The organism is Rhodococcus sp. DN22, from assembly GCF_036669995.1.
GTDB lineage: Bacteria > Actinomycetota > Actinomycetes > Mycobacteriales > Mycobacteriaceae > Rhodococcus_F > Rhodococcus_F erythropolis.
The window spans coordinates 1,555,819-1,577,109 of sequence record NZ_CP133326.1; the positions used below are offsets into that span (position 1 = coordinate 1,555,819).

General features: G+C 61.3%; 22 protein-coding genes and 1 riboswitch. Of the genes, 10 read left to right on the top strand and 12 right to left on the bottom strand.

The window, feature by feature from the left end; all coding sequences use genetic code 11:
- Positions 1 to 34: 34 nt before the first annotated feature.
- Both RA302_RS07160 and RA302_RS07165 read right to left on the bottom strand, forming a co-directional pair.
- Complete coding sequence (locus tag RA302_RS07160) at positions 35 to 2,101, bottom strand: ABC transporter ATP-binding protein (RefSeq protein ID WP_338479948.1); 2,067 nt, start codon at positions 2,099 to 2,101, stop codon at positions 35 to 37.
- On the bottom strand, positions 2,098 to 3,831 hold the full coding sequence (locus tag RA302_RS07165) for an ABC transporter ATP-binding protein (RefSeq protein ID WP_019749475.1): 1,734 nt from the start codon (positions 3,829 to 3,831) through the stop codon (positions 2,098 to 2,100). The genes RA302_RS07160 and RA302_RS07165 overlap by 4 nt, the downstream gene beginning before the upstream one ends.
- Positions 3,832 to 4,151: 320 nt before the next feature.
- On the opposite strand from RA302_RS07165, the gene RA302_RS07170 reads away from it, so the two are divergent.
- From RA302_RS07170 to RA302_RS07195, 6 genes are all read left to right on the top strand, one after another.
- Entirely contained in the window at positions 4,152 to 4,274 is a 123-nt protein-coding gene (locus tag RA302_RS07170) for a hypothetical protein (protein ID WP_003944443.1), read from the top strand.
- 210 nt (positions 4,275 to 4,484) lie between these two features.
- The gene (locus RA302_RS07175; protein ID WP_019749478.1) at positions 4,485 to 4,607 is read left to right on the top strand and encodes a hypothetical protein; all 123 of its coding nucleotides are present in this window, start codon (positions 4,485 to 4,487) and stop codon (positions 4,605 to 4,607) included.
- Positions 4,608 to 4,969: 362 nt separating this feature from the next.
- On the top strand, positions 4,970 to 5,116 hold the full coding sequence (locus RA302_RS07180; RefSeq protein ID WP_003944356.1) for a hypothetical protein: 147 nt from the start codon (positions 4,970 to 4,972) through the stop codon (positions 5,114 to 5,116).
- Between the two features lie 240 nt (positions 5,117 to 5,356).
- Positions 5,357 to 6,862, top strand: coding sequence for a GGDEF domain-containing protein (locus RA302_RS07185; RefSeq protein WP_249347071.1), 1,506 nt, complete (start codon positions 5,357 to 5,359; stop codon positions 6,860 to 6,862).
- Between the two features lie 40 nt (positions 6,863 to 6,902).
- Complete coding sequence (gene purT / locus RA302_RS07190; protein ID WP_020906658.1) at positions 6,903 to 8,138, top strand: formate-dependent phosphoribosylglycinamide formyltransferase; 1,236 nt, start codon at positions 6,903 to 6,905, stop codon at positions 8,136 to 8,138.
- On the top strand, positions 8,135 to 8,617 hold the full coding sequence (locus RA302_RS07195; RefSeq protein WP_019749482.1) for a DUF456 domain-containing protein: 483 nt from the start codon (positions 8,135 to 8,137) through the stop codon (positions 8,615 to 8,617). Before purT ends, RA302_RS07195 begins: the two co-directional genes overlap by 4 nt.
- Here the strand turns inward: RA302_RS07195 and RA302_RS07200 are convergent.
- Together RA302_RS07200 and RA302_RS07205 are read right to left on the bottom strand one after the other, a co-directional pair.
- Positions 8,521 to 9,360, bottom strand: coding sequence for an amidohydrolase family protein (locus RA302_RS07200; RefSeq protein ID WP_024487914.1), 840 nt, complete (start codon positions 9,358 to 9,360; stop codon positions 8,521 to 8,523). The two genes, RA302_RS07195 and RA302_RS07200, sit on opposite strands and share 97 nt — an antisense overlap.
- Before the next feature lie 109 nt (positions 9,361 to 9,469).
- Entirely contained in the window at positions 9,470 to 10,867 is a 1,398-nt protein-coding gene (locus RA302_RS07205) for an FAD-dependent oxidoreductase (protein ID WP_019749484.1), read from the bottom strand.
- Between the two features lie 230 nt (positions 10,868 to 11,097).
- Here RA302_RS07205 and RA302_RS07210 point away from each other — a divergent pair, with 230 nt between their 5' ends.
- The 3 genes from RA302_RS07210 to RA302_RS07220 are packed head-to-tail and all read left to right on the top strand — an operon-like array spanning position 11,098 to position 13,218.
- Complete coding sequence (locus tag RA302_RS07210; RefSeq protein ID WP_019749485.1) at positions 11,098 to 11,523, top strand: hypothetical protein; 426 nt, start codon at positions 11,098 to 11,100, stop codon at positions 11,521 to 11,523.
- Positions 11,524 to 11,569: 46 nt separating this feature from the next.
- Entirely contained in the window at positions 11,570 to 11,998 is a 429-nt protein-coding gene (locus RA302_RS07215; protein ID WP_007726822.1) for a rhodanese-like domain-containing protein, read from the top strand.
- Positions 11,995 to 13,218, top strand: a complete 1,224-nt coding sequence (locus tag RA302_RS07220; RefSeq protein ID WP_338479958.1) for an O-succinylhomoserine sulfhydrylase — start codon at positions 11,995 to 11,997, stop codon at positions 13,216 to 13,218. The genes RA302_RS07215 and RA302_RS07220 overlap by 4 nt, the downstream gene beginning before the upstream one ends.
- Positions 13,219 to 13,271: 53 nt before the next feature.
- On the opposite strand, the gene RA302_RS07225 is transcribed toward RA302_RS07220, so the two are convergent.
- The 8 genes from RA302_RS07225 to RA302_RS07260 form a co-directional block, all read right to left on the bottom strand.
- Positions 13,272 to 13,856 carry an alternate-type signal peptide domain-containing protein gene (locus RA302_RS07225; protein ID WP_019749487.1) on the bottom strand — a complete coding sequence of 195 codons (585 nt, stop codon included), beginning with the start codon at positions 13,854 to 13,856 and terminating at the stop codon, positions 13,272 to 13,274.
- A complete protein-coding gene (locus RA302_RS07230) occupies positions 13,856 to 15,457 on the bottom strand; it encodes a signal peptidase I (RefSeq protein ID WP_019749488.1) in 1,602 nt (533 codons plus the stop codon). Before RA302_RS07230 ends, RA302_RS07225 begins: the two co-directional genes overlap by 1 nt.
- A gap of 6 nt (positions 15,458 to 15,463) precedes the next feature.
- Positions 15,464 to 16,063 (bottom strand): hypothetical protein, encoded by a 600-nt coding sequence (locus RA302_RS07235; RefSeq protein WP_021333957.1) that lies wholly within the window; start codon positions 16,061 to 16,063, stop codon positions 15,464 to 15,466.
- On the bottom strand, positions 16,050 to 16,712 hold the full coding sequence (locus RA302_RS07240; protein WP_019749490.1) for a signal peptidase I: 663 nt from the start codon (positions 16,710 to 16,712) through the stop codon (positions 16,050 to 16,052). The genes RA302_RS07235 and RA302_RS07240 overlap by 14 nt, the downstream gene beginning before the upstream one ends.
- Before the next feature lie 29 nt (positions 16,713 to 16,741).
- A complete protein-coding gene (locus RA302_RS07245; protein WP_134771751.1) occupies positions 16,742 to 17,329 on the bottom strand; it encodes a hypothetical protein in 588 nt (195 codons plus the stop codon).
- Between the two features lie 7 nt (positions 17,330 to 17,336).
- Complete coding sequence (locus RA302_RS07250) at positions 17,337 to 17,915, bottom strand: alternate-type signal peptide domain-containing protein (RefSeq protein ID WP_007726829.1); 579 nt, start codon at positions 17,913 to 17,915, stop codon at positions 17,337 to 17,339.
- Positions 17,916 to 18,204: 289 nt separating this feature from the next.
- Positions 18,205 to 19,020 (bottom strand): HAD-IIA family hydrolase, encoded by an 816-nt coding sequence (locus RA302_RS07255; protein WP_020968831.1) that lies wholly within the window; start codon positions 19,018 to 19,020, stop codon positions 18,205 to 18,207.
- A gap of 37 nt (positions 19,021 to 19,057) precedes the next feature.
- A complete protein-coding gene (locus RA302_RS07260; protein WP_003944404.1) occupies positions 19,058 to 19,825 on the bottom strand; it encodes a sulfite exporter TauE/SafE family protein in 768 nt (255 codons plus the stop codon).
- Positions 19,826 to 20,024: 199 nt separating this feature from the next.
- Positions 20,025 to 20,119: riboswitch (SAM riboswitch) on the top strand.
- A 195-nt stretch (positions 20,120 to 20,314) separates the two neighbouring features.
- On the opposite strand from RA302_RS07260, the gene RA302_RS07265 reads away from it, so the two are divergent.
- The gene (locus tag RA302_RS07265) at positions 20,315 to 21,289 is read left to right on the top strand and encodes an amino acid ABC transporter permease (protein ID WP_003944440.1); all 975 of its coding nucleotides are present in this window, start codon (positions 20,315 to 20,317) and stop codon (positions 21,287 to 21,289) included.
- The last annotated feature ends 2 nt before the right edge of the window (positions 21,290 to 21,291 follow it).

The following is a 21,291-nucleotide window of genomic DNA, read 5'->3' on the forward strand; positions in this document are numbered from 1 at the left end:
GGGGCACTGTGTCCGCCGAGGGAGGCGCCGATCACTAGACGGCGGCACCCTCGAACTGAGCGTTGTAGAGACGGAAGTACGCGCCCGCCGCTGCGATGAGTTCGTCGTGTGTGCCCTGCTCGACGATCTTGCCCGCCTCCATCACGACGATCAGATCGGCGTTACGGATGGTGGAGAGCCGGTGCGCGATGATGAAGCTGGTGCGCCCGACGCGCAACGCGGACATTGCTTGCTGCACAAGCTGTTCCGTACGTGTGTCGACCGAGCTGGTCGCCTCGTCGAGAATCAGCAGCGACGGCTCCGACAGGAATGCTCGGGCAATCGTGATGAGCTGCTTCTCGCCGGAGCTGATGTTCGATGCCTCCTCGTCCAGCACGGTGTCGTACCCGTCCGGGAGCGTGTGGATGAAGCGGTCGACGAAGGCAGCGCGTGCGGCTTCGTGGATCTCGTATTCACTGGCGTCGAGCCGGCCGTACGCGATGTTGTCGCGGATCGTTCCGCCGAAGAGCCAGGTGTCCTGCAGGACCATGCCGACGTGCTTGCGCAAGTCGGAGCGGCGCATCTGCGAGATGTCGACGTCGTCGAGAGTGATTCGGCCCGAGTCGACTTCGTAGAAGCGCATGAGCAGGTTGACCAAGGTGGTCTTGCCGGCACCGGTGGGTCCGACGATGGCGACCATCTGCCCGGGCCGAGCCGTCAGGTACACGTTCTCGATCAACGGCTTGTCCGGCTCGTAGCGGAACGAGACGTTCTCGAACTCGATGTGTCCGACGTTGCGATGGCGTCCGGCAGGCTCGGGCATTAGTGGCACGTCGATGTCGGGCGACTGCTCGGGTTCGTCGAGAAGCTCGAAGACCCGCTCGGCCGACGCTGCTCCGGACTGCAGGCTCGTCGACATGGACGCGATCTGCGTGAGTGGTTGGCTGAACTGGCGCGAATAGACGATGAACGCCTGAACGTCACCGAGTGACATGTTGCCGCTGGCGACCTTGAGTGCGCCGACCACAGCGAGCAGCACGTAGGTGATGTTTCCGACGAAGTTCATGACCGGCATGATCAGGCTGGAGAGGAACTGTGCGCCGAAGGACGCGTCGAGGAGTTTCTTGTTCTGCTCGGCGAATTCACGCTCGGCTTCGGCCTGATGCCCGTACACGCGTACCAGGTCGCGACCGCTGTAGTTCTCTTCGATCTGTGCGTTGATCTTGCCCGTCTCGGTCCACTGAGCCTTGTACAACACCTGTGCACGCTTGGCGACCCTGGCAACGAGGAGCACCGATACCGGCACCGCGATCAGTGCGATCAGGGCGAGCATCGGAGAGATGACGAACATCATCGTCAGGACGCCGAGGACGGTGAGCACCGACGTCAGGAGCGAGGTCAACGTCGACGACAACGTCGACGAGATGTTGTCGATGTCGTTGGTGACGCGGCTGAGGATCTCGCCGCGAGGTGTCTTGTCGAAGTATGGAAGGGGGAGACGGTGAAGCTTCGCCTCGACCGAGGCACGCAGGTTGTAGATGGTCTTCTGGACGATGATGTTGAGGAGGAATGCTTCCAACCAGGCAAGTAGCGACGAGAGCAAGTACACGACGATCGCGAGCATGACGACTTTGCCGATGGCGTCGAAGTTCAGACCTACACCGGGAACGACGTCGGTCGAGTTGGCGACGAGGTCGGCGAACGTCGAATTTCCTGATGCGCGGATCGCCTCTGCTGCCTGATCGCGGGTCAGTCCGGCGGGCAGGCTCTTGCCGATGAACCCGGCGAAGATGAGGTCTGTCGCGTGACCGAGGATCTTCGGCACCGCGACGGAGAGCGCGATGCTGGCGATCGTCGCAACGACGACACAGGCGACCGCAAACTTGTGTGGCTGCAGAAGCGAGAGAAGCCGCTTCATCGTCGCCTTGAAGTGGCGAGGTTTGGTGTCCGTCGCGGTCAGCGCGGGCTTCGGCTCTTTGTCGGGGTTCTCGGGGTTACTCGACTTCGCATCCCCGTCCGCGGATTCAGGTTCGCTCGGGATCTTGGCGAACACCACCGTCGGGGCATCGTCGAAGTACTGGCTGTTGGGGCTGCCCCACGTCGGGTCCTGCGGGCTGGTCATGCGCTCATCTCCGCGGGAATCTGGGAAGCCACGATCTCTTGGTACGTCGGACAGTTGGCCAGAAGGAACTGATGGTCGCCGAGACCGACCGGAGCGCCGTCTTCGAGGACCATGATCTGGTCGGCATCGATGATGGACGCGACGCGCTGCGCGACGATGATGACCGTCGAATGAGTCGAGACCGTGCGGAGTTCGCGTCGGACTGCGGCGTCGGTGTGCATGTCGAGTGCGGAGAACGAATCGTCGAAGACGAAGATCCGGGGTCTGCGGACCACAGCTCTGGCGATGGCGAGACGTTGTTTCTGTCCGCCCGAGAGATTGCCGCCGCCCTGGGCGATCGGAGACTCGAGACCGTCGGACAGTTCCCGGACGAAGTCGTCTGCCTGGGCGATGGTGAGGGCTGCCCAGATGTCGTCGTCGGTGGCGGTCGGGTTTCCGTAGCGGATGTTGCTCGCGATCGTGCCGGCGAACAGGTACGCCTTCTGGGGCACGTATCCGAAGTTGGCGAAGAGTTCGTCCTGATCCCAGCCACGCACGTCCAAGCCGTCGACCAAGACGGCGCCGGCCGTGACGTCGAAGAGTCGGGGGATGAGTGAGACGAGGGTCGATTTGCCACTACCGGTACTGCCAACGATCGCGGTGACCGTTCCTGGCATGCATCGCATCGAGACATTCGACAGGACCGGCGTTTCGGCTCCCGGATACGTGAATCCGGCTCCACCGAACTCGACAACGCCGTAGGGGCTGGTCGGGCGAAGGGGCTGGGCCGGTGCGGGCACGGTCGGCTCGGTGTCGAGTACCTCGGTGATGCGGTCGGCACACACGGCCGCGCGGGGGATCACGACGGCCAACATGGTCGCCATGACCACGGACATCAGGATCTGCATGACGTAGGCGAGGAAGGCGCTGATCTGGCCGATCTGCATGTCTCCGGTATCGACCAGATGCGCGCCGAACCACAGCACCGCGACGCTCGACAGGTTGGCGATCAACATGACGGTGGGCAGCAGAACCGCCTGGTAGCGACCGATGAGGAGCGAGGTGTCGGTCAGTTCCTTGTTGGCTTTGTCGAAGCGGATCGTCTCGTCGGGTTCTCGAACGAAGGCGCGAATGACACGCATACCGGTGAGCTGTTCGCGCAGTGATCGATTGATGTTGTCGATCCGCGTCTGCATCGTCCGGAAATGCGGGATCAGCTTGGCCACCACGACCGAGACGGTGATGCCGAGCAGTGGTACCGAAATCGTCAGGAGCCAGGACATCTGCAGGTTCTCGCGCAGCGCCATGATGATGCCGCCGATACACATCAGTGGGGCGCTGACGAGCATCGAGGACGTCAGCATGACCAGGGCCTGGATCTGCAGGACGTCGTTGGTGTTCCGTGTGATCAGCGTCGGCGCACCGAAACTGTTGAATTCGCGATCAGAGAAGCTGCCGACGGCTTTGTAAAAGGCGCCTCGAACGTCGTGGCCGAAGCCCATCGACGATTTTGCCGCCAGATAGGTCGACGCGACCGACGCGATGATCGACGCAAGCGAGACCAGCAGCATGATCCCGCCGGTGGACATGATGAATCCGGTGTCGCCTCGGGCGACACCGTCGTCGATGATCCGAGCGTTGAGCGTGGGGAGGACTAACGACGCGATGGCCCCGAAGAGTTGAAGTGCGAGGACCCCGGCAAGCAACCAGCGGTACGGCGGCAGGTACGCCTTGAGGAGTTTTGCTAGCACGACGGTTCCCGGTGAGTTGCTTCGGTTGCCGCTCGTTCGCGATTGATCACAAGCACACGGTATGACAGATCGTGGTCGAGGTTGGCACCGACTCTGACGATTGCAACCATTTGTCCAAATCGAATGTGATGTCCAACACACTTGAATTCGAGATTGGTTTCAGGTCACAGGGCCTGAACTGCCGGTTTACACATTGCTCCAATATGTCACGGTTTTACTTGGATCGAAACAAACTGGACGTACGTATTTAGCTTGGCTACAAAGGGGCGGAGCGAACAAAACGTGCGCCGCGTCATAGATATTCATGCAAGGAGTCACACATGGGATCCCTCGGAAACCTTCTCAAGGCCAACGGCATGGGCTGGGGCATTCTCCAGCTTCTTCCCCTGGTCAACATGCTCAAGACCCTTCAGGGGCTGGACACCGCGAGCTCGAACTCCTGACGTTCGACCACAACAATTCTTCCGAAACAACACAGGAGTAGTCGCATGACCTCGATTCAGAATCTCGACGCCTTCCTCAAGAGCGTTCTCGCGTTCGTGACCAAGTTGAACGCGGGATCGGCAGACGGCTCGGGTTCGGCCGGTTCCACTGCCGAGTAGTTCTCGGTCCCCACTTCATTTCAACTGCATCCCGACATAAGGAGACCCGACATGGGTTCGTTCGAAGACTTCAGCGGCGTCGTCAAGACGTTCATTCCGGTACTCAAGGACCTGTTCACGGCACTCGGTGGTGGCTCGCTCACCCCGGGTACCGGATCGGCGGCTGACAAGTAAGTCCCGTTTGTCCGAAAGTGTGGCTCGCGGTTGTCTGCGGGCCACACTTTCTGCATTTCAATTGTGAGCTAAATCACATTATTGGATATTTCGAACTGTCTATTCAGGCTCTGAACTGCAATTATGCCAGAAGGTGTTACCGACAGTTCACGGTGGTAGCTATTCGGTAGCTAGACAAGTGTGAGCAGTCGGTCTATAAATGCAGGCAGCGCCAAGGTAGTGCGCTACATCACAGCTCGGGATGTTGTTCGGGGGGCGGTTCAGCCATCCGCGCGGCAGAAGTTCCCGAACCATCTCGGCCACCGCCTGCGGCCGGAATGGCGCTGGAACATCACACCACCTCACAAACAGGAGAACCTCCTATGTTCGGATCACTCAGCACCCTCGGACCCCTGCTCACCGCGCTCGGAGCTTTCCTCAAGTCCGTTCCCACCGAATCGCTGTCCGGCGAGGGCGAGGGCTCGTCCACCGGTTCACTCTCGGGTCTGTCCAGCGGATCTGCCGAGTAGTCATCCCTTCCGGCAGGTCCATTCGGCTCTGCCAATCGGATTGCATGCAGGTGCCCTCTGTCCACTGTCGTGGCCGGAGGGCACCCGCGTTTGCGGAGATTTTCGTAGTTGCCGTTTTGGCATGTGAACACAGAACTGTGAGTGGCAGCACCTGCGTACGATGGTTCGACGACATCGGCATACGGTCACCGCGACGTCCGGTGCTCCCGAATTCAGAGGTAGCCGACCGCGAGGTGACGCATGGTAGGGACGAGTCGCTTTCTGCGCCTTCTCCTAGTGCTGGCCGTTGTACTTGCGGCTTCGTTGATCGGCATCCTCACGCGCCCACCAGGTTTGCTCGCGACATTCTGGTGCGCCAACGCCATTCTGCTGGGAATGATGGTCAGATGGCCGGTCCTGATCGAGTGGCCGACGTGGATCGCTGCGGCTGTCGGATACGTCTGCGCTGACCTGATCACCGGCAACTCGCTCTCGCTTGCGGTGCAGTTGAACGGGGCGAACCTCGCCGGAGTCACAGTCGGTGTTCTTGTTCTGTACTACTTGAAGCGCACACCGTTCCGATTGGTCGATTCGCAGTCACTGGTGTGGATGGTCTTCGTCTCGTTCGTCGCGGCGACTGGTACCGCGGCCACTGCCGGCGCCTTGGACCGGCTCTTACGCGGTCAGTCATTTACCGACACGTTTTTCCACTGGGGCGCCACCGAGGTCATGGCGTACCTGCTGGTCCTTCCTCTCATTCTCACTCTCACCATCCCGTCGAGCCTTGCCGAGTTCCGCAGCAAATTGACCGCCAAAACTGTCGCCGCTATGAGCGTTCCGCTACTCGCCACTGCAGCCTGCGTGCCGATCGCCCTCAGCATCGAAGGGCCGATCGCGCTGGTCCTTCCGATTCCGGCTCTCCTCTGGTGCGCCACTCGCATCTCGGTTCCGAGCACTGCCTTCGTTTCCGTGGTCTGGTCGGTGTGGTCGCTCATGATGGCGGGTAGCGGTCGACTCGATATCGGAGATCAAGCCGCCTCGACGTGGAACGAGGACGTCATCACGGCCATTGCCGTCACGCTGATCGCGTTGGGTCCGATCGCGGTTGCCTGTGCGACCGAGGAACGTCGCGCTGCCGAGCGTGAGCTCTTCCTTGCTGTCGAATTCGACCATCTGACCGGGGTCCTCTCGCGTGGTGCGTTTCTCGGGCATGCGGAATCGGAGCTTGCCGCCGCGGCCCGCACACAATCCCCGGTCGGCCTGCTGATGCTCGACCTGGACCACTTCAAGAGCATCAACGACACGCATGGACATATGACCGGTGACAGCGTTCTCGCGAACTTCGCCGAACGGGCCGCTGACCGATTGTCCGACGGCGATCTGATCGGAAGGCTCGGCGGCGAGGAGTTCGCCATTCTGCTTCCGGACTGCAGCTACGCGCGAGCAGTCGATGTGGCCGAGGCGGTCCGCGGCGCGCAAGTCGAGTACTCGGCCGAATCAGAAGTGACGAGCACCGTCAGTGTCGGCGTCGCGTGGGTCGATCATGCGACGCCGACGTTGACCACCCTCATGAGCGTCGCGGACGAGGCTCTGTACGAAGCCAAGCGCGCCGGGCGCAACCTCGTGAAAGTGCGCCGGCTCGGCAACGATGCATTGCCGCAACGGAATTCCGAGCCGGATATGGCCACCCGCACCTATCGCAAACCTGACATACCACGAACGATCAGGCGAGGATTTGGCCGCGAAGGTGTGGTGGACGGCCGATAACCGCGCTGACCTGCATCGGGATTGGCATATAGTCGCACCCATGCAGCTTGATTCGACGCCTTCGCCCCTGCCGACGCTTCCGCTCCGATTCGGAACTCCCCTGACCGAGAACTCCATCCGCGTGATGATGTTGGGATCAGGCGAGTTGGGTAAGGAAGTTGTCATCGCGTTGCAGCGTCTGGGCGTCGAAGTGATTGCGGTGGATCGGTATCCCGATGCCCCTGGCCACCAGGTGGCTCATCGTGCGCATACCGTCGACATGACCGATCCGGAAGCGCTGCTTGCCGTCATCGAGTTGGAAAAGCCTCACTTCGTGGTTCCCGAGATCGAGGCCATTGCGACGGATGCGCTTGCACTCGTTGAAGAACGCGGGGCCGCGGTGGTCATTCCGACCGCCCGCGCCACCCAGCTCACGATGAACCGTGAGGGGATCCGTCGGCTCGCGGCCGAGGAGTTGGGCCTGCCCACTTCGCCGTACGCTTTCGCGGACTCGCTTGCCGAAGTGCAGGCAGCGACAGACCGAATCGGTTTCCCATGCGTCATCAAGCCCGTCATGTCCTCGTCGGGGAAGGGACAGTCGACGGTTCGATCCGCCGAAGATCTCGACGCCGCATGGGATTACGCGATGGCCGGAGGTCGTGTGAATCACGGCCGGGTGATCGTCGAGGGTTTTGTCGATTTCGATTACGAGATAACACAATTGACGGTTCGCGCCGTCGGTGAGAGCGGTCAGGTCGAGACGTCGTTCTGCGAGCCGATCGGGCACCTGCAGGAAGCCGGTGACTACATCGAATCGTGGCAGCCGCAGCAGATGTCCGCAGTTGCCCTCGCCTCGGCCCGAGACGTCGCCGAGAAGGTGACCACGGCTCTGGGCGGGCGAGGCATCTTCGGCGTCGAGCTATTCGTGAAGGGCGACGACGTCTTCTTCTCCGAAGTGAGCCCACGGCCGCACGACACCGGATTGGTGACTCTGCGGACGCAGCGACTTTCGGAGTTCGAGCTGCATGCCCGCGCGATCCTGGGATTGCCGGTCGACACGACGCTCACGGTTCCGGGAGCATCGGCGGTGATCTACGGCGGAATGGAGGCCAAGGGGATCGGATTCGACGGCGTCGCCGAGGCACTCTCGGTTCCCGAGACGGACCTGCGGCTCTTCGGCAAGCCCGAGAGCTTCACGCGTCGTCGCATGGGTGTTGCAGTGTCGACGGCCGCCGATGTGCCGACTGCACGCGCCCGTGCTCGCGAGGCCGCGTCGAAGGTGCGTCCCGTCGGATGAGTCCTGTGGCCGAGGTCCTCGTCGGGCTGGTCATCCTGGTCGGTCTGATCGGTGTCGTCGTTCCGATTCTTCCGGGGACACTTCTCGTTTTCGGTGCAATTCTGGTGTGGGCGATCATGACCGGTGGCGCGACGGCGTGGACGGTGTTCGCGCTGTCCACGCTGGCACTGGTGGTCACCGGGATCGTGAAGTACACCTGGCCAGGCAAGCGGATGAAGTCCGGGGGAGTGCCCAACCTGTCGGTGGTGGTCGGCGGCGTCGTCGGCATCATCGGGTTCTTCGTGATTCCGGTCGTGGGCTTGTTCCTCGGATTCATCGTCGGAACGTATTTCGCCGAACTAGCGCGACTGCGCCGTTACGACATCGCCTGGTCGTCGACGCTTCACGCGGTGAAGGCAGTCGGATTGTCCATGCTGGTGGAACTGTTCGGAGCGCTGATCGCGGCGGGGCTGTGGCTGGGAGCCGTCGCGTTCACTTGAGCGCAGCGGTACCAGGAGCGGGCGTTGTCGCACATGACCGCGGACAGGTCGTCGCCGACAGCTTCGGCGATCACGTCCAGGTCGTGGACCTCGAACGCTCGACGTGCCCGTGTGCCGGGTAGATCGGTGCCGAACATCAGCGCAGCGGGGTTGACCGCGTGGATCTGGCGAAGCACGTCGCCGACGTCGGAGATGGTGGTGCGGCCGAACCCGGTGGCTTTGACGCGTACCCCGCGGTCGACGAGGTTCAGGAGATACGGCAGTCCGCGGGTGGACATTCCCAAGTGGTCGATGCTCACCGCCGGCAATTTGGCGAAGACGGGTTCCAGCGACAGCAACAGCGTGGCATCGACGTAGAACTCGGCGTGCCAGCCGACCAGATCGAATGCCCGGTTGGCGAGATCGGCGAGTAGACGCAGGTCGGTGGCGCCTCGGCGCAGATTGAATCGGACGGCGCGCACTCCCAGCGCGTCCAGCGCAACGATGTCTTCATCCGTCGCATCGAGCGGCAAAGCAGTGACGCCCACCCAGCCTTCGCCGAGCTCGGACAAGGCGGCTTTCAGGTATTCCTGGTCATTGCCCTGGTACGACGCGGTCACCACAGCGCCGCCGTCAACACTCAGGCCCTTCAGTGAGGCAAGCCGGGCCCGGTAATCGGCCACGGTGAAGGGCTCAGGCAGGTACCCGTGATTCTCGACCAGCGGGAAGCGCGGGTCGATGATATGCACGTGGGCGTCAAACACGGGGTCTATTTTGCCCTGTTGCCTTGGGTTCCCGCACACACCACCGGCCCGATGTGACCTGGGTCGCGTCGGGCCGGTGGAGGGCTTCTGTTCAGTTACTTCTGCGCACTCAGTTCGCGCGGTCGGGCTCGGACGCCTTCAGCATGTCGTGACGCTCGACGACCTTGATGCGCTCACGGCCTTCGGGCTCGCCCAGGCTGCGCTCGTGCGCGTCGAGGCGGTACCAGCCCTGCCAGGTCGTGTACGGCACCTGCTTGCCTTCGAGGAACTCGATGACGGCGTTCTCGTCGGGGTTCGCGGCGCCGGCGAAGCCGACGGAATCCTCGAGAAGATTCGCGACGGTTTCGTTGGCGTCACCCTTCGTGTGGCCGATGAGGCCGACGGGGCCGCGCTTGATCCAGCCGGTGACGTAGGTGGCCGGCATGAACCGGGCTGCGCCCTCGGCGTTGTCGTCGGCGACGACGCGTCCGGCGTCGTTGGGGACGGTGCCCGCCTGGTCGTCGAACGGCAGCTGCGTGACGTTCTGCGAGAGGTAACCGACGGCGCGGTACACGGCCTGGACATCCCAGTCCTTGTACGTGCCGGTGCCCTTGACGTTGCCGGTGCCGTCGAGCTGAGTGCGCTCGGTGCGCAGGCCGACGACCTTGCCGTCTTCACCGAGGATCTCCGTGGGAGATTCGAAGAAGTGCAGGAACAGCTTGTGGGGGCGGGCTCCGACGTCGCGGATTGCCCAGTCCTGCAGCGTGTTCGCAACCATGTCGACCTGCTTGGAGTTGCGGCGAGCCTGCTCGGAGCCCTCGTCGTAGTCGATGTCCTCGGGGTCGACGATGACCTCGATGGTCGGGGAATGGTCGAGCTCACGCAGTTCGAGAGGCGTGAACTTGGCCTGGGCCGGGCCACGGCGTCCGAAGACGTGAACCTCGACGGCCTTGTTGTTCTTGAGGCCCTCGTAGACGTTGGCGGGGATCTCGGTCGGCAGCAGTTCGTCGCCGGTCTTGGCGAGGACGCGGGCGATGTCGAGCGCAACGTTGCCCACGCCGAGGACAGCGACCTTCTCGGCTTCGAGCGGCCACGTACGCGGTACGTCGGGGTGGCCGTCGTACCAGGAGACGAAGTCGGCCGCGCCATAGCTGCCGTCGAGTTCGATACCCGGGATGCCGAGCGCGCGGTCGGCGTTGGCGCCGGTCGAGAAGATGACCGCGTCGTAGAACGACTGCAGGTCGTCGAGGGTGATGTCGGTGCCGTAGTCGATGTTGCCGAGCAGGCGTACCTGAGGCTTGTCGAGCACCTTGTGCAGGGCGGTGATGATGCCCTTGATGCGCGGATGATCAGGCGCGACGCCGTAACGAATCAGGCCGAAGGGCGCGGGCATGCGCTCGAAGAGGTCGATGCTGACGCCGCGGCCGGAGACTGCGGTGTCGGATTTCATGAGGGCGTCGGCGGCGTAGATGCCGGCGGGGCCGGCGCCGACGATCGCGACCCGGAGTGGGCGGTTGGAGTCAGTCATCGTGAGGACAGCTACCTTCTTCGAAGTTCGGACAACATATCGACAAGTATCCAATTTAGCCGAACCTAAGCACAGTGCCTCGGTTGCGGCCGAACGGATCCACACTCTCACTCGATCGGTTGTGGGTAAACCTATTCTTTCTTCCCATTCTCCCGTTGTCTCGGGTATTCGGGGTAGGGGCCTGGTCCTTGACGGGCCACAATTTCAAGTTGTGGGGGAGTATTGGCGTTATGAGTGACGAGCTTCGCGAATCCGACAACATCGATGGCAAGAAGGCGTCTGCGGGGCCGTTCCTCTTGGCTGTTGCCATCGTCGCCTTGATCCTGGGTGGAATCTTCGTCGCATCGTGGATCTCGCCGGCCGAGGAGAACGTCACCGAGTCTGACCGCGTGAGCCGCTCCGTCACCGACTACGTCGATGCCGAGAATCGAAATGACGCGGAGACGGTCAAGACCCTGACCTGCGCGAGCTTCAATTCGAGCACTGGTCCGATGGCCGGAGTCGACGGGACGGTCGAACTGAAGGGTGTGGACGGGGTCGTGGTCAACGGCGATCGCGCCAGGGCCGACGTGACGATCACCGGCGGCGGAGCGGGCGAGCGGGTCTCGACCTGGGCCCTGACCCGTGACGGCAACCGTTGGGTCGTCTGTAACTGACGGCCCGCTCAGGCGCTCACGGCAGTCTTGTGAAAACATGGACTACGTGAGTTACGCAGGCGATCTGACGCCGGAGCAAGCCTGGGAGCTGCTCCGCGAAAACCCCGACGCCGTGCTGGTCGACGTGCGGACCGATGCGGAGTGGAAGTACGTCGGTGTCCCCGATGTTTCCTCCCTCGGCAAGCAGGCCGCACTGATCGAATGGGTGAGCCACCCGACCGGCGCGCGCAATGACAACTTCGTCGACCAGTTGAAGGAAGCCGGCATCACCGCCGATTCCTCCGGGTCGGAGCGTCCGGTGATCTTCCTGTGTCGATCCGGACAACGTTCCATCGGTGCGGCGGAAGCTGCGACTGCGGCGGGCATCGGCCCGTCGTACAACGTGCTCGACGGGTTCGAAGGCGCATTGGGTGCCGACGGACATCGCGGACTTGTAGGTTGGCGGGCCATCGGCTTGCCATGGAGGCAGCAGTGAGCGGAATTCCCCAGGGTGGCGCATTTCAACGAGCGCTGCCGGACGACGTCGGTCTCGGCACTCTCGGTGTTCGCGGCGGACTGATGCGTACCGGGTTCGAGGAGACTTCCGAAGCGTTGTTCCTCAACTCCGGATTCGTCTACGAGAGTGCAGAAGCCGCCGAACAAGCCTTCACCGGCGAGGTGGATCATTTTGTCTACTCCCGCTACGGCAATCCGACGGTCAAGATGTTCGAAGAGCGTTTGCGTCTCATCGAAGGCGCGGAAGCCTGCTTTGCGACTGCCAGCGGAATGTCGGCTGTCTTCACAGCGTTGGGCGCGCTGTTGGGCAACGGCGACCGATTGGTGGCTGCTCGCAGCCTGTTCGGATCCTGCTTTGTCGTGTGCAACGAGATCCTTCCGCGCTGGGGAGTCGAGGTCGTCTTCGTCGACGGTGAAGACAACGCGCAGTGGGAAGAGGCGCTCTCGGTGCCGACCACTGCGGTGTTCTTCGAAACGCCGTCCAACCCGATGCAGTCCCTCGTCGACGTTCGGCGGGTGTCGGAGCTTGCTCATGCTGCCGGTGCAAAGGTAGTGCTGGACAACGTCTTCGCGACGCCGCTTCTGCAGCGCAGCCTCGATCTGGGCGCCGACGTCGTGGTGTACTCCGGTACCAAGCACATCGACGGTCAAGGCCGCGTGCTCGGCGGCGCGATCCTCGGCACCGGGGAATACATCAGCGGTCCCGTCCGAGAACTGATGCGGCACACCGGTCCTGCGCTCAGCCCGTTCAATGCGTGGACTCTGCTCAAGGGTCTCGAAACCATGCCGGTCCGTATTCGGCATTCCGTGGCTTCGGCACTCGAGATCGCCGAATTCCTCGAAGGACACTCCGGCGTCAAGTGGGTCAAGTATCCGTACCTGACTTCGCACCCGCAGCACGAACTCGCGAAGTCTCAAATGAGCGGCGGCGGAACTGTAGTCACATTCGAGCTCAATGCGCCTGACGGCGAGGGCAAGAAGCGGGCGTTCGAGGTTCTCAACGGCCTGCGCGTCATCGACATCTCCAACAACTTGGGTGATTCCAAGTCGTTGATCACCCACCCCGCAACCACGACCCACCGGGCCATGGGGCCGGAAGGCCGTGCAGCAGTGGGTCTTACAGACGGAGTTGTCCGTCTGTCCGTCGGGCTTGAAGACACGGCTGATCTGTTGGCTGATCTGAAGCGAGCTCTGGGGTAGTCCCGTCGCAAGCCGCGGAGAGTTTCGAGGGTAGTGCCGTCGAAGCTCTCCGCTCAGATTGGCGCCAATTGTTGTGTGACGAGGCTGAGGCCGGCCATGTTCAGGGTTCCACCTGCGCTGAGTGGGTCGTTCGGAAGGATGCTGAACGCCACGGTTACCAGAACGTCTTGGGCATTCTGCGCTGAGGTGAGGTCACTGCGGATCTTGGGAGTCAGTGTGCTGTTGTACAATTCGACGTTCGACTGTGTTGTTACATAGGTTCTGAATGCGTTGACAGTAGTTGGCAGGGTGCCACCGGCAAGTGATGGGTCCGCGGTTACCGATGCTCGCAACCGAGGGCCAGTAGCTGAAACCGGTGAATAGCAGTAGTAGACGTAGTCGTAGCCGGCCCGCAGTCTGAACGAAGCGATATCGGCAATTTCGGTGTAAATGTTCGGGTTGGGGTCTGGGGCGTACACTCTCTCGGACCACCCGCTCGCGCCGTCTTTGACACACGCCCCGAGGGACAACGTGCCTGCCGTGACCTTCGCGCCCGACAGTGATTCCTGGTCGACCCATTTTGCGAGTGAGTTTCCCCCGCCGAGCATGACCGCCAGCGCGACGGTCGCTGCAAGCGCACCCTTTATTTGTCTCTGCATCAGGGCACCAAGTCCTCGATCTCGGCCGGAAGTTCGCCCGTTGCTGTCTGTCGCACTCCCGCTCCGGTTGTGAATTCGACGAATTCCGCTCCTGCGGTGCCGATGATCCACAACTGATTGGTGCCGGATAGCCAGTGCAGTACATCGGTCGATTCGATGGACGTGCGATAGATCCGAGTCCCGAGCGCGTCGTACACGTCAAGCAAAATTCCGGTGTCGCTGTGGATTCTGCGGGCGGTGTATGAATCCGGACCGGCTGAGACGAGGTCGGATCCGACCTGTGTTCCAGTCGGGGGCGGGGCAGTTGTTGTCGCTGTGATCTCGGCGGTGGTCGTGGTTTCCGGTGTAGTGCTCGCAGTAGTCGTCGGCGTGGTTGTTGTCGTTGTGGTCGACGCAGACGTGGATGGAGTCGGTTCGGTGGTACCTGTGGTGGTGGTTGCCGTCGGTGTTGTTGTTGCCGGAGTAGTGGTTACGGTCGACTGAGTCGATGTGGGCGCACTGGCAGCCATTCTGCTGGCGGCGCTGGTTCCGGAAATCATCGAGCCACAGTATGTTCCACCGAAGAGAAGACCTTTGCTCAGACTGAAGCCCGTCCATGTAGGGGCCGTCAGTCCGTTTTCAATCGAGTAAATTCGTACTGTAGAGGTGCCGCTCAGATCGAGAAGTGCGGGTGGGAGCGTGATGTCAACGGTATTGGCGCTCTGCATGTTATCGCTGTACGTGGTGCCGTCGGGCTTGAGTACCAGAACACGATAGGTGTAGGTTCCCGCCCCTGGCGCCGTCCACGTGATTCGAGCACTGGAGGCAAGAAGGCTCGGCGAATAGTTCTCGCATGTGAAGGTCTGGACTGTGGCGAACTGGCCGGTCTTTGCGGTTACGGTGTCGGTGATCTCGGCGGCGGTATTACCGATCGGTGACATCACCAGCAGTGCACCCAGTCCGGCAGCTGTAACGAGGATCAATTCCCTCTGCCGCCAGGGTGCTGTGAGGATGCGCGGCGAGACCTGCGTCGAACCTGAACGAGGCGAATTGTGTTCGGGTGCAGTCGGAGTGTCGTTGGGTGTACCCTCTCCAGGCATGCCGCCGTTCGGTGGACCTTCGCCGCGTGGTGCTGGACGAAATGCGATCATCAACAGGGATCCGGCGAACAATCCGCCGGCGAAGATTCCGATCGGACCGGACAGCCACGCAAGTACGTAGCCGACTCGACTCATGCTGAATACAACCAGGTCTGCGTCGGCGACCACGTATGTTTCACTGTCGGGAGCATTGTTGGCGTCACCTTTGAGTGTCAGTGACGACAGATTGTTGTCCAGCTGATCGATTCCGTACACGCGGTGAGTGAGTCGATCTCCGCCGTTGGTGGTGACACTGACAATGTCGCCAACCGACAGCTCGGATACCGGTTGGGATTTCACAAATGCCAACGAGCCCGTCGGTATCGCGGGAGACATCGAGCCGGATCGAAAGACGACGGGTTTGATGCCGAATGTCAATGACAGTGCTGTGGCGACGATGCACAGAACTCCGAGGACGGCGCCTGTGGTCAGAGCAGCTTGCTTGAAGCGATTGATCGTGTCCGGGCGGTTGGGATGTGACATATCGATTCAGACCGCCGTTCCCGCGATGTTGAGTTGCGTATAGGGGAGGTTTCCGCCTCCCGGAGTACCTGCGGCCAGAGTCATTTTCACGCACAGAATCCTGCTGGCCCCAGCGGCCAGCGTTATCGGGCTTGCGAGGAGCGCAGCTGTACTGCCACCGCCGACCAGCGCGAGCTCTGCCTTTTGCGCAGTGCCGGAGCACGCCGATCCAGAAGATGTGCTGTCCAGATATACCGAGATTTTCAGCGCCGCAGCGAAACTCGGCGGAGTCGATGCGGGAGACTGGGCTGTGATGCCGAGAGAGGCACCGAAGGACCCGGTGTTCTTCACGGTTAGACTCTGTGTCACAGCGGTTGTGGATGACATGGCGCTCGACGACAGGGTGATGGTGATGTTCTTTGCCTCGGTCACACCAGTGCTCGATGCGACCAGGTTGACGGTTCCCGCGGAGAAGTCTCCTGACGTGGATGTGGCTGTTGCACCCCAGGCCGCCATGGTGCTCAAAGTGCCGACTCCGAGCACCATACCGAGTGAGAGCAGCGCCCGAATACGAGTGCTTCGGGCTCCGGAAAAGCGCTGACGCAACGAGCTGTCATTGCCCGCCATGGTGCACACCATCTTTCGTCGATCTAGTTGTTTCCGGATTTGCGGTGTCAGCTGAATCGTCTGGTGCGGATCCTTGTGGCTCGCTCCGGTTCTTGTTGCGAGAGCGCATACTTTCACGTGTCCCGCTGGCGATCATGTACAGCGCGTAAACACCCAGCGTGCCGACTGCAACGGTAAGAATGGTCTTGCGTTGGTCGCCGGTCAACCAACTGTTGACGTGTCCAAGGTAGGGAACGGAGTACCACACCTTGCCTCGAATCTGTACGGGGCGTACGGGCTTCTCGTCGGGGGTGTTGTTGGCGTCGCCCTGCGTGATGAACGTGCGTTCGCCTTTGGTGTTGATGCTCATCGAAATGATTCGATGTGTGACAACAGTCGGCTGGCCTGATTCGAGTTGGTAGGTGATAGGCATGCCGACGGTCAGATCGCCCTCGTCCACAGGTTTGACAATGATGAGTGTGCCCGGTTGGTAGGTAGGGCGCATCGAGCCCGTGAGGATCGTAAATCGTTGTGAGCCTGTGACGATCGGTATCACGATCGTGACGACGATTACCGCGCACAGAGCGAACAGCAAAACCCAGGTCACAACCGAGCTGACCCACCACAGCGGGCCGGTCCGTTCACGTCGATGGGAGTGTTTTGTAGTCATTCACTTGCGCCTGTCATCTCGATCGAGTCCTACGACTGTTTTGCCGTGAAGGTGAAAACGAGCTTGGTCGACACCCCGCCCACGGTGGTTTTTGTCATGTTGACCGACGCGCGCATGCACCAGACCGTGGAACTCCCGTTGGCCAAAGAGATTCCGGGGTTCGCGGGCAACGGGTATGCGGCGTTTGTTGCCACTCCCGAATAGACCTGGGCTCCGGGGAGGGCAGTGCCTGTGTTCACGGTGTTCGGACAGTTCAAAGCACTTGTCACGGTCGACATCTTGAGGTCGAGAACAGGATTTGCATTGGTGGCAGTCACCGAGGCCAATCGAAATGTCAGTGCAGCGTTGTTCGTAGCCGGATTCACGATGGTCAGCGGCATCTGAACGGCCGTCGTTGCTGTCATCGCTGAGCCCGCGAACGTGCTCCAGGTGTAGGTGCTGGCGGCGTTGGCAACCGTAGAACCAACCTTGAGTGCAAACGTGCTACCACCGGCGGTCAGTACGTCGTTGCTGATCGGGGCAGCGGACTTCCAAAGCGCGCCGGTGCCTTGCGCTGATGCGAACATCAACACAATCACCGACGCGCCCGCAAGGGCTCCCCAAGCTCTCCCCTTCATGGATCGTTTATGCCGGGATTGCTTGCTGTTGCAGCTTGATGGCGAGGTTCGACAAGTTGACCGACGCGCCCTGAGCCACAAGAAGCTGAACGTCAGCGAAGGTCAATGTGACCTTCACCGTCACAGGTTTGCCGTTGTCGGCTTCGGTCAGTGGGGATGCGGCCGTGACTACGGTGCCGCCTACGGTCACCACCGTTGTTGCCGTGATGTTGTCTTTGAGTTGATTCGCGGTGGCTCCTGGAGCTGCCGTCGTGCCGGCTGTGATGGTGCTCGTGTCCGCTGCGATAGTTGCGGCGAGGCGATCGCCATCTGCGGTGATCGAAGTTGTGCAGTCGAAGGTGAGCACTTCGGTCGGCACAATTCGCCATGCGGTGATATCTGCAATCGGCTTCACCGTCGGGTTCGTGGACTGCCACCCAGTTCCGGATACCGGGGCGCAGGGAGCGAGCTGCAACGTGCCCGCAGTGACAGCGCCGCCGCCGCCGACAACTTCGCTGTCACTCCACATTGCGAGCGAGCCGGCACCGCCGAGGAGGAGGGCACCGGCCGCCGCAGCAGCGATCGCACCCTTGGTCTGCTTCTTCATGAAAATCTCATTTCATGTCTGGGGCCCGAAATGGGGCCATTCAGACATGAGTATCAGACACGGCAAACGATTCGTTACCACTTTTCGAAAAATCAATTTTACGACTGGAGTCCAACTGTCACTCGGTGTCGAAATGATCTTTGACCTGCGTCTAACTACTCGTTTGTAAGTTTGGTGCGAATAAAACCGTTGGTTTGTCCAGTTGGACAAAGCGGACGAGTCGGAACCTGGCAAATCTGGTGCTTTTTACCAGCTAATTACCGACTTGCGGTTTTGTTTTGCAATTGAATCAATTCTTTGCGTTGCTACGGAATGGATCGGTTGTCATTCCTACAAGATCGGCGACCGACTCGAGAACGACTGTGGGTCGGTACGGGAAGAGCTCCACCGACGCGCGGGTCGAGATCCCGGTCATCACCAGAATCGTCTGCAGTCCGGCTTCGAGGCCACAGACGATGTCGGTGTCCATCCGGTCGCCGATCATCAACGTGTTGGCCGAATGAGCGCCGATGGACCGCAGGGCAGAGCGCATCATCAAGGCGTTGGGCTTGCCGACGTAGTAGGGATCGCGTCCGGTTGCCTTGGTGATGAGAGCGGCGACCGAGCCGGTGGCCGGCAGCGAGCCGTCACGCGACGGCCCAGTGGCGTCGGGGTTGGTGGCGATGAACCGCGAACCACGCTCGACCAGGCGAATGGCGGTCGTGATCGCCTCGAACGAGTACGTGCGCGTCTCGCCGAGTACGACGTAGTCGGGGTCACTGTCCGTCAGGACGTAACCGATGTCGTGCAGGGCAGTGGTCAGGCCCGATTCGCCGACCACGTAGGCGCTGCCGCCTGGCCGCTGGTTGGCCAGGAACGTCGCGGTAGCGAGCGCTGACGTCCAGATCGACTTCTCCGGGATGTCGAGTCCCGAATTGAGCAGGCGTGCTCGCAGGTCACGCGGGGTTCGGATGGAGTTGTTGGTGAGCACCATGTACGGGATGTCGTTCGACGCCAGCTCTGCCAGGAACGTGTCCGCTCCAGGTATCAAGTGCTCCTCGTGGACGAGAACCCCGTCCATGTCCATGAGGTAGGTCCAACCGGTCTGATCTTCTGTACTGGTCATGACTCCAGTATGTGCGGGTGCCGCCCGATGTGGGCGATCAAGCGAGAAGGCGCCACAGCCCGATCAGGCCGACGACGACAATCGTGTAGCGCAATGCAGTGGGGGACAGGCGCCGTCCGTAGCGGGCGCCGAGGACGCCACCGCCGAGCGAGCCGACAGCGATCAAACCGGCTGCTGCCCAATTGATCTGATCGAACGCCAGAGTGATGTACATCCCCGCTGCAACGATGTTGACGAGCAGTGAGAGCAGGTTCTTCGCGCCGTTCATGCGTTGGAGGGTTTCCGGGAGGATGGCACCCATCACACCGATGAGAAGGATGCCCTGCGCGGCAGTGAAGTAGCCGCCGTAGATGCCGACCGCAAAGGTGCCGGCGGTCAGGAGCATCAGCCTCTTGGTGGACAGCGTCGTTTCTTCGGTGGAACGCTTCTTGGCCCAAGCCTGGATGCGTGGTTGGAGGAGGACGAGCGCGAGAGCGAGGACCAACAGCACCGGAACGATGGTTTCGAACAGTTTCTCGGGTAGATGCATGAGCAACCAGGAACCGAGTAGTGCCCCGGCGAGTGACGCCGGAATCTGCCACTTCAGTCGATCCCACTGTCCGGACAGCTCGCGTCGGTAGCCCCAGGTGCCGGAAACTCCGCCGGCGACGAGCCCGACCGCGTTGGACATGGTCGCGGTCACGGGCGGCATGCCGAAGGCGACCAGCGTCGGGAACGTGATCAGCGTTCCACTGCCGACCACGGCGTTGATCGCGCCCGCACCGATGCCGGCCAGCAATATGAAGAAAGCGTCGAGTCCACTCACTCCGCAGACGGTACGGCAGAGGAAAAGTCGGTCCAGACGGCGGTCCCGGTCTTCGTTCGAACACTCCATTGAACACGTCGAACGCGGCTTCTGGCACCGTTGAAATCAGTGCGATTCCAACCTGGTTGATCTTTCATTTCCCTTGCAGTGCAGGGAAATACAACATTTGACGACTAGACAATTCGGGTCTAGTCTTTGCTCACCATCCAGAGCGACCGAGAGACCTGGCTCGTCGACGTCGCAGCAACCCCCCGAGTGATCGGGAGCGGGTGCTACCGCCAGGACCGATGGAAGGCATCACATGGGTACCACTTCGCACGCTGCGCACAAGCGACGTCACATCGATCTGTGCCGCACCGCTTCGTGTCACTGTCGCTGACCGAACTCTCGTCGTCTTCGCAACTCGAGCACACCAACTCGAGGACACAGCTGCGTTCCCATTTCCCCGAAAGGTCTATTCGTGATGTCCACTCCGTCAGGTAGCGCGCCGTGAGCGCGCCCACCGATGTCCGCCCCGAAAAGTCGGTGTCCGAGTCGCAACTTCCCGACTCGGAGCTTGTCGTTGCTCGCACCTGGCACCCGCTGCGCTGGGTGATCAGTGCGGTCGTGCTGGTACTGCTTGCTCAGTTCATCCACGGTCTCGTCGTCAACCCCGGCTGGGACTGGCCGACGTTCGCGCAGTACTTCACCGCGAAATCAGTGCTCGCCGCGTTGTGGATGACGATCAAACTGACGCTGTGGGGGACGATCCTCGGATTCGGTCTCGGTGTTTTCCTGGCACTCGGTCGGTTGTCGAAAAACCCGGTCCTGCAGGTGATCGCTTGGACCTACATCTGGGCCTTCCGCTCGATTCCACTCATCGTGCAGCTGCTCTTCTGGTTCAACATCACCTACCTGTACCAGACACTTTCTCTCGGAATACCTTTCGGGCCCGAGTTCTTCACCTTCCAGGTCAGCGGTGTGATCGGCGGATTCACCGCGGCGGTCATCGGTTTGGCGCTGCACCAGGCTGCATACTCGGCCGAGATCATCCGCTCCGGAATCATTTCGGTGGATCACGGCCAGATCGAAGCTGCTCACTCGCTCGGTATTCCGCGCAGTCGCCAGTTCTTCAAGATCGTTCTCCCGCAGGCAATGCGAGCGATCCTCCCCAATGCCGCCAACGAGGTCATCGGACTCTTCAAGGGAACGTCGATCGTCTCCACCATGGCAATCGCCGAACTGTTCTACCAGGTGCAGGTCATCTTCGGCCGCAACGGACGAGTCGTGCCCCTGCTGATGGTCGCCACGATCTGGTACATCATCCTCACGACGTTGCTCTCGATCGGTCAGTACTACGTGGAGCGCCACTATGCACGAGGATCCGCCCGTGCGCTTCCGTTGACTCCGGTACAGAAGGCGCGCAAGAAGTTCGAAGAGATTCGCGATGCGCGTCTCGATATTCCGAGAGGTGCGACCCGATGACC